This window comes from Nostoc sp. FACHB-152 (assembly GCF_014697475.1).
GTDB lineage: Bacteria > Cyanobacteriota > Cyanobacteriia > Cyanobacteriales > Nostocaceae > Nostoc_B.
The window spans coordinates 308365-316390 of sequence record NZ_JACJRV010000004.1 but is presented as its reverse complement, the minus strand read 5'-3'; the positions used below and the strand labels follow the sequence as shown (position 1 = coordinate 316390).

General features: G+C 42.6%; 4 protein-coding genes and 1 tRNA gene. 2 read left to right on the top strand and 3 right to left on the bottom strand.

What is annotated here, in order from left to right; translation table 11 throughout:
• Window positions 1–180 precede the first annotated feature (180 nt).
• The 3 genes from H6G76_RS06560 to H6G76_RS06550 form a co-directional block, all read right to left on the bottom strand.
• Window positions 181–252, bottom strand: a tRNA-Gly gene (locus H6G76_RS06560).
• A gap of 50 nt (window positions 253–302) precedes the next feature.
• Window positions 303–3467, bottom strand: coding sequence for an efflux RND transporter permease subunit (locus tag H6G76_RS06555; protein ID WP_190697240.1), 3165 nt, complete (start codon window positions 3465–3467; stop codon window positions 303–305).
• A gap of 56 nt (window positions 3468–3523) precedes the next feature.
• A complete protein-coding gene (locus tag H6G76_RS06550; RefSeq protein WP_313934749.1) occupies window positions 3524–5026 on the bottom strand; it encodes an efflux RND transporter periplasmic adaptor subunit in 1503 nt (500 codons plus the stop codon).
• A gap of 679 nt (window positions 5027–5705) precedes the next feature.
• On the opposite strand from H6G76_RS06550, the gene H6G76_RS06545 reads away from it, so the two are divergent.
• Both H6G76_RS06545 and H6G76_RS06540 read left to right on the top strand, forming a co-directional pair.
• Window positions 5706–6581 (top strand): Npun_R2479 family HD domain-containing metalloprotein, encoded by an 876-nt coding sequence (locus H6G76_RS06545; RefSeq protein WP_190697236.1) that lies wholly within the window; start codon window positions 5706–5708, stop codon window positions 6579–6581.
• A gap of 119 nt (window positions 6582–6700) precedes the next feature.
• A complete protein-coding gene (locus H6G76_RS06540) occupies window positions 6701–7819 on the top strand; it encodes an ABC transporter permease (protein ID WP_190697233.1) in 1119 nt (372 codons plus the stop codon).
• Window positions 7820–8026 lie beyond the last annotated feature (207 nt).

Sequence of the window (8026 nt, the reverse complement as noted above, 5' to 3'; positions counted from 1 at the left end):
CTCCTGCGTCACAATGGTTTTGATTCTCTAACCAGAGCAATCCGAAATTGCGCCCATGATATTAAATTACTTTTTTCCTTTTTAAAATGAAACAGTCCTGCCTTATAAAGGGGGGAGAAAGAACAATCTAGTCCCCTCCCCTTTCCAAGGGGAGGGTTAGGGTGGGGTAAAATACTGAAAAGCGGGCGATGGGACTCGAACCCACGACGTTCACCTTGGGAAGGTGACATTCTACCACTGAATTACACCCGCAAAAATTACTGTTAGCTTTAAATAAGCTAACAGATATTATACCACATTGATTAGTTCTGGATTTCGGATACAGATGTGCTGTTTAGCGATCGCTCCTCCCTAACTTCTCTTTCTTCCACAGGTAGTTTTTTGCCAAAACCGTAACGCAGTGTGTGCAAAATCCAATTCTGGAAATTATCAATGTAGCTAAATATGACTGGCACTACTACCAAAGTCAGCAATGTAGAGGTTGTAAAGCCGCCCATAATTGCAATTCCCATTGGTTGACGCACTTCAGAACCGGCGCCAAGACCTAAAGCTAAAGGCAAAGTACCAGCAATTGTGGCTAAGGAAGTCATCATAATTGGACGCAGACGTGAAACGCCAGCTTCTATTAGTGCTTGACGTTGATTCTTGCCTTCTTTGATATTGATGATTGTGTAGTCTACTAACAAAATTGAGTTCTTGGTGACAATTCCTAACAATAAAACGATACCAATCAAGGCGTAAATTCCTAAAGGTTTTTGAGCAACCATCAAGGCTATTAATGCACCACCTAAACAAAAAGGCAATGCTGCCATGATTGATAAAGGATGCAGAAAGTTGTTATATAGCAGGACAAGAATTGCATAGATGCACATGACTGCTAGGGCTAACGCACCACCAAACCGCCCAAATATGTCTTGCATAATTTTGGCACTACCGGAAGCTTGCTGGGCTACTCCGGCTGGGAGGTTTTGCATTGCTGGTAGTTGATTAACGACTTTGACTGCTTCACCTAAGGAAATACCTTGCAAGTTGGCTTCTACCGCAACTTGACGGGCGCGGTCGTAGCGGTTGATAGTTGCAGGGCCGCTGCCAAATTGGATATCTGCAACAGCTACGAGAGGAACTAAACTACCATTTTGGCTGGGAACTTGCAGATTTTTGATAGTGTTGATGTCTGCACGGGCTGTCGGGTCAATTTGTACACGAATGGGTATTTGCCGATCGCTCAAGTTAAACTTAGCCAAGTTAGCATCATTATCACCAATCGTAGCTAAAGAAGCTGTCCGGGCGATCGCTTGCACAGTTACCCCCAAATCTGCGGCGCGTTGAGGATTGGGTATAACCAAAATCTCTGGTTTGACTAAACTAGCAGTAGAGGACACTTCCACTAATCCAGGTAAGTTACGCATTTGCTGTTCTAAATCATTGGCAGCTTGGGTTAAAGCTTCAGGATTCTCACTCCGCAGTACAATAGATAATCCTTTGCGGCTATCTCCCGGCCCTTGACTTTGAAAGCTAATTCTCGCCCCTGGGATTTCTTGAAATAGGGGGCGGATTTGTTCTTCAAATTGTTTTTGAGATATATTACGTTCTTCCTTGGGTTTTAGCTGAATTGACAAGGTAGCTGAATTTATCTCTTCTGTGGCTAACACCTTTTGGACAACTGGGTTTTGTCGAATCAGATCAGTTGCTTGCGTAACTACTTTGTTCACATCTACCAACGTCGAACCTGGAGGAACTTCAATGGAAACGTTAGAAATACCAAAGTCTCCATCATCAACGAAACCCTTAGGAATTAAAGGAACTAACATCAAGCTGGCCATGAAAAAAGCAATTGCGATCGCAATTGTGGTTAACTTATGGCGTAATGCTGCTTGTAATAATGATTTATAAGGCTGAAACTGATGTTTTGGCTGTTGATTTTGGGATGAACGACAAAATAATTTCCCTAATCTTGTCTTTGCCTGTACAGCACTAGGTTGGGCTTTGTCTTTTAATAGATACGCCCCCATCATCGGCGTAATCATCCGCGCTACCATTGTGGAGAAAATTGTAGACACGGCAACGGTAACGCCAAAGGGTTGAAAAAATTGTCCAGGAACACCACCCATAAACGCCACCGGGAGAAACACGGCGATAATCGTTGCCGAACTAGCCATCACAGCTAATCCCACTTCATCGGAAGAGTCAAAAGCCGCTTGCCAAGGTGTTTTACCCATTGCCATATGGCGTTCCATATTTTCAATTTCGACCACCGCATCATCTACCAAGTTGCCTACAGCTAAAGCTAAGGCCAGCAAGGTCATATTGTTGAGGGTGTAACCTAAAGCTTGCTGCACCGCAAAGGTGGGAATCATTGATAAGGGCAGAGCCACCGCAGTAATTAAAGTAGCTCGCCAGTTCTTTAAAAAGAGTAAAATGACGATAACTGCCAATAGCGAGGCTAAAATCAAATCATCAATGGTGCTTTGATAAGATTGACGGATAATATCGGCTCTCGTAAAAATTAACTCCACCTTGACATCTGGTGGTAAAGTTTTTTGCAGTTGGGCGACTGCTGCTTTCACACCCTCCTCTACAGTCACAACCACACTGCCAGTGCTACGTAACACCTGAAAAGCTACCACAGGCTGATTATTCAAACGGGCAGTTTGACGCACGTCAGCAAATTTATCTTCGACGGTTCCTAAGCTGGATAAGGGTACAGAACCACCGCTAGGAAGGATAATTTCATAAGTTTGCAATGCACCTACGCTAGGCGCACTACCCAGGGTACGGATACTTTGTTCACTACCACCAACTTCGGCACGTCCCCCTGGTAGGTTGATATTCAAAGCCCGGATTTGGTCGTTTACTTGGGTGGCGGTAATGCCCAGAGATTCTAAGCGATCTGGGTCGAGGTTAATACGAATTTCGCGGTCAACACCACCGATGCGCTTTACTTGGGCTACACCTTTGACTGCTAATAAGGCGCGGCTGATTGTTTGGTCTACGAGGTTGCTTAATTCTTCTACAGAACGCCGATCTGATTTGACTGCATAAAAGATGATGGGGCCGCCGGCAAATTCTAGGCGTTGCACAATCGGGTCGTTGATATCTTGGGGCAAACTTTGACGAATTTGGGCGATCGCATTTCGCACATCATTAGTAGCGCGATCGCTATTTGTACCTAAAACAAAATTAATAGTTGTTGTAGATTTACCATCAACAACAGTAGAAATCATATTATCAATGTTGCCTAATCCTGCGACGGCATCTTCAATTTTTTTCGTCACTTGAGATTCGAGTTCTGCTGGCCCTGCACCTGGTTGGGTGACCGTGACAGAAACTGCTGGCACATCAATATTAGGGTTGGTATCAATTCCTAGGGACATGAACGAGAACCAACCAACGACTGTCAAAATTAAGAATAAAACTATTGTGGGAACAGGTTTTTTTATTGACCAAGCCGAGATATTAAAAGACATCTTCTTAATAGGGAGTAGGGAATGGGGAGTAGGGAGTAGGGATGAGGGACGAATTATTATTGACTCTTAACCCTGTCACCTGTTACCTGTCCCCTCTCTCCTGCTTTAACCCTCACCCGATCGCCATCTTTGAGATACGCTGCACCATCAACAACGATGCGATCGCCTAATTGCAAGCCGTTCTTAATTTCTATTAGGTCAGTATTGACAGGTTCTCCGACCTCAACTTTTTGGCTACGGACTAGATCATTTTGGGAGAGGGTGAATAAAATTACACTGCCATCTGGTTGTGATTGCACTGCTTTTTGTGGTGCTGCGATCGCTAGTGCTGTGTTGGTTGTAATTGCTGCGCGGGCAAACATTCCCGGTTTAAGTAAATCAGTCAACGGGATGTCGATTTTTACTGTTGCTTCTCGGCGTTTATCGTTGACTATTGGCTGTATTTCTCTGACTCTTCCTTGCAACCGCACTCGCTGATCTATATCGGAAGTAATTTGCACAGCCGCGCCAATTTCTACTTGTGGAAGTTGAATTTCTGGAACTTGTGCTTGCAGTTCTAATCTGCCGCCACGAATAATCGAAAATAGTTTTTGCGTTCCCCCAACAACGGTTCCGATCTGGGTTTGGGGTGGTACACCTGTCACATCTCCAACTCTCGCTAGCTTCTCGGCAATAATTCCCGAAATTGGGGCGCGAATTACTGTTTGCCTTAACTGTGTTTGCAGTTGTCTCAACTTAGCAGCACTACTACGCACATCAGCTTTAGCTTTGTCAATATTTGCTGTAGCACTGCCAGTATTAGCTTCGGCACTAATCACATTAGCTTTAGCACTCTGAATATTTTCTTGGGCCACCTGTACAACTTCGGTAGCGGTTTTGAGTGTATAAGAACGAGTATCGAGTTCTTGCTGACTTATCGCCCCAGCCGCAGCTAATTTTTGATAGCGTTGAAAATTCTTCGTTGCTTCTTCTAATCTTGCCTGTGCTTGGGCTAAATCTGCTTTTTTTTGCTTGACTATTGCCTGACTAGATGCGACACTCGCTTGTTGCGATCGCTTATTTGCTTGTCGAGAACCGACATCAGCTTGCTTAGATTCTACCTCTGCTCTGGCTTCGCTGATTTGGGCTTGCAGCATAGAATCATCTAATATGGCTAAGACTTGACCCTGTTTGACATAGGCTCCTTCTTTGATATCTTCAGGGATGATTTTGATTTGCAAGCCATTAACCTGGGGCAGAACTGGAATTAAATCACGGGCTGCAATTGTCCCTGTAGCATTCAGGCTACGAGAAACACGAGTCGCTTCTACTGTAGCCACAGTCACAGTCATTACAGGGTTAGCTTTGGTTGTCGCTTTGTTTGCAACTGCTTTTTGTTGCTGGGCTGGCAACTGAGTTACTATACCTATACCTCCCAAAGCGATCGCAATTCCTAAACCAGTACCGACACCTAAAGGCATCAGCCAAGGCCGAGTTTGCTGACGATTTGTTAGCTGGGATAAATTCTCTTGACTTGCTTTTTCAGACGATAGTTCTACTTCAATTGATTCGTCGTTCACTGACGCACCTCCACTTTGGAAACACACAAATCTGTTGGTATATTTTTAAGAAATTTTGAGACTGATTACCATATATTACATTTGCTTTTTGCCTTAAACTTTGGCTGTAATAATCCTCATTTATGATAACCATGCCATAGGTCATGTTTTTTATCATTACTTAAAATAAAAATCAGTAATTATACGGTATTTTACTCGCAAGATAATTCTATGCTCGTCACCCTATCCCATTATTAGAGTCACACAGCCTAAATATTTAGATCACTGCCATTACTTACCTATGTGTGAAACACTGATGAGCATAAGTATATTCAATGGCTAGATTGGCTACTTACTAAGCTGTTCAGCAGACAAACTGCACTATTAAAATTATGAATCAATAGCCCACACCTTCTCCCCTGCTCCTCTGCCCCCTTGCTCACGCCAGTTGCTACAACGGAGGGAACCTCCGCAACGCACTAGCTCCCCTGCGGTCTAAACTGCAAATTAAGTGATTAACAGCTTACCAATCCCTAGAAAAGCATAGCCCATTTATGTGAGCAGAGTTCAAGGCAAGTGGCATTCACACTTGTATATAAGTTACAAAAGAGAAATCTGCATTGAGGTAATAACCAAAGCCTTGATTTTGCAAGCTTGAAAATAACCAATAGATATTTTTATCTGTACAGAGCCACCCAATATGTTCAACGCCACCGAAATTTTAATTGATGCTTTTGTCAAACAAATAAGAGAAGGCTATACTCGCACCTACGGGTGTCTAAAAAATGATTATCAAGACATCATCGCTTGGGCAGGAAGTATGGCGTTGGAAAATATTGCCAATAGCGATGCCCTGTATCACAATGTAGAACACTCCATTTTAGTAACCTTGGTAGGGCAGGAGATTTTACGTGGTAAACAGATCCGCGAAGGTGGTGTTTCAAGTGAAGATTGGTTACACTTTATCATCTCCTTGGTCTGTCATGATATTGGTTATGTCAAAGGAGTTTGCCGCCAAGACCAAGAATCAGCAAGTTTATATGCCACAGGTAAAAACGGTAGGATGATTTCTCTGCATCCTGGAGCTTCTGATGCCAGCCTCACCCCCTATCATGTGGATCGAGCCAAGCTTTTCATTGATGAGCGTTTTGGCGGTCATAAGTTAATCGATGCTGAAGTGATTAAAAGTAATATTGAATGGACACGCTTTCCTGTTCCTACAGCTGATGACCATCAAGATACTGTTAACTTCGCTGGCTTAGTCCGTGCTGCTGATTTAATCGGGCAACTTAGCGACCCTCGTTATCTCAAAAAAATTACTTCGTTGTTTTACGAATTTGAAGAAACTGGGATGACTAAAGTGTTGGGTTATGAAACTCCAGCCGATTTACGTAAAAATTACGCCAAGTTTTACTGGAATGGTGTTCATCCATATATTAAAGATGGTCTGCGCTACTTATCGCTGACACAACAAGGTAAACAAATTATGGCGAACCTCTACTCAAATGTATTTGTAGTTGAACACGAAAAAAGCCAAGAAGAACATTTATATCTAGTTGAACAATTACACGCTTAGTTAAAAGTCCATAGTCCAAAGTCAATAGGCAAAAGAAATTAACTTTGACGTTTAACTATTGACTATTAACCCTTGACCATTGACCATTAACTATTGACCCTTGACTCTTGACTAAAACTATGAATTGGTGGCAAAGACTCAAGAAAAATCCTTTGGCTCAGTTTGGAGCAATTTTGCTGTTAATTTTCTATGTAGCGGTGATTGCGGCTGATTTTGTTGCTCCTTATGACCCTTATGTTTCCCAGCCAAATGGTTCACTGCTACCACCAACTCGAATTTATTTGGTTTCAAAGTCAACAGGAAAATTTATTGGCCCGCATATATATCCGACAACGCAAGGACAAACTGATATCAATACAGGCGATCGCCTGTTAAGTGTAGACTTTAAAAAGCCTGCTCCTTTGCGTTTATTTGTATCGGGGCCAGAATATCGCCTGTTGCAGCTAAGTTTACCATTACCCCCTAAATGGGATGAAGTCACAGTGATTGGGGGAATTCCCTTAGATTGGCATTTATTTGGCGCAGATAATGGCGTAAGATTCAACATTTTAGGTACTGATGACCAAGGACGCGACCAATTTAGCCGTTTACTGCATGGCGGCCGTATTAGTTTGTTTATTGGCATTATTGGCGTAATTTTTACCTTCCCCTTAGGTTTGCTGTTAGGCGGCATTTCCGGCTATTTCGGTGGATGGCTAGATAGTGTCATTATGCGCCTAGCGGAAGTACTGATGACTTTCCCTAGTATTTATCTTTTGGTTACCTTAGGAGCAGTTTTACCACCTGGTTTAAGTAGTACCCAGCGATTCTTACTGATTGTGGTGATTACTTCGGTAATTAGTTGGGCAGGTTTAGCAAGAGTAATTCGTGGACAGGTACTCTCAATTAAAGAACGAGAATATGTCCAAGCCGCCAGAGCAATGGGCGGAAAGCCACTCTACATCATTATCCGTCATGTTCTGCCCCAAACGGCTACTTATGTAATTATTTCAGCAACGTTAGCAGTTCCTAGTTTTATCAGTGCTGAAGCGGTATTGAGTTTAATTGGCTTAGGGATTCAACAACCAGATCCTTCTTGGGGCAATATGCTTTCCCTGGCTAGTAATGCTTCAATTTTAGTTTTACAACCTTGGTTAATTTGGCCGCCAGCAGTGCTAATTATTTTGACAGTGTTAGCTTTTAACTTGCTTGGTGATGGTTTAAGAGATGCTCTCGACCCCCGCAGTTTGCAAAGGTAAACCCAGCAAATTCTAAAAATAAATTTCAACAGGCACAAAGAAAAAGTTACTTTTTTTGTGTTTTTTGTTGCTACCTTAAATAATAATATCCTCAACAGATCAAATAAATTGGATATCTAAGCCGTTCCATAAATCAAACAGGTCAATTTAACCTCCTCCATAGGTTAGTTATCCGCGTTTAAAAGCGCAAATAAATAAACCTTGTAC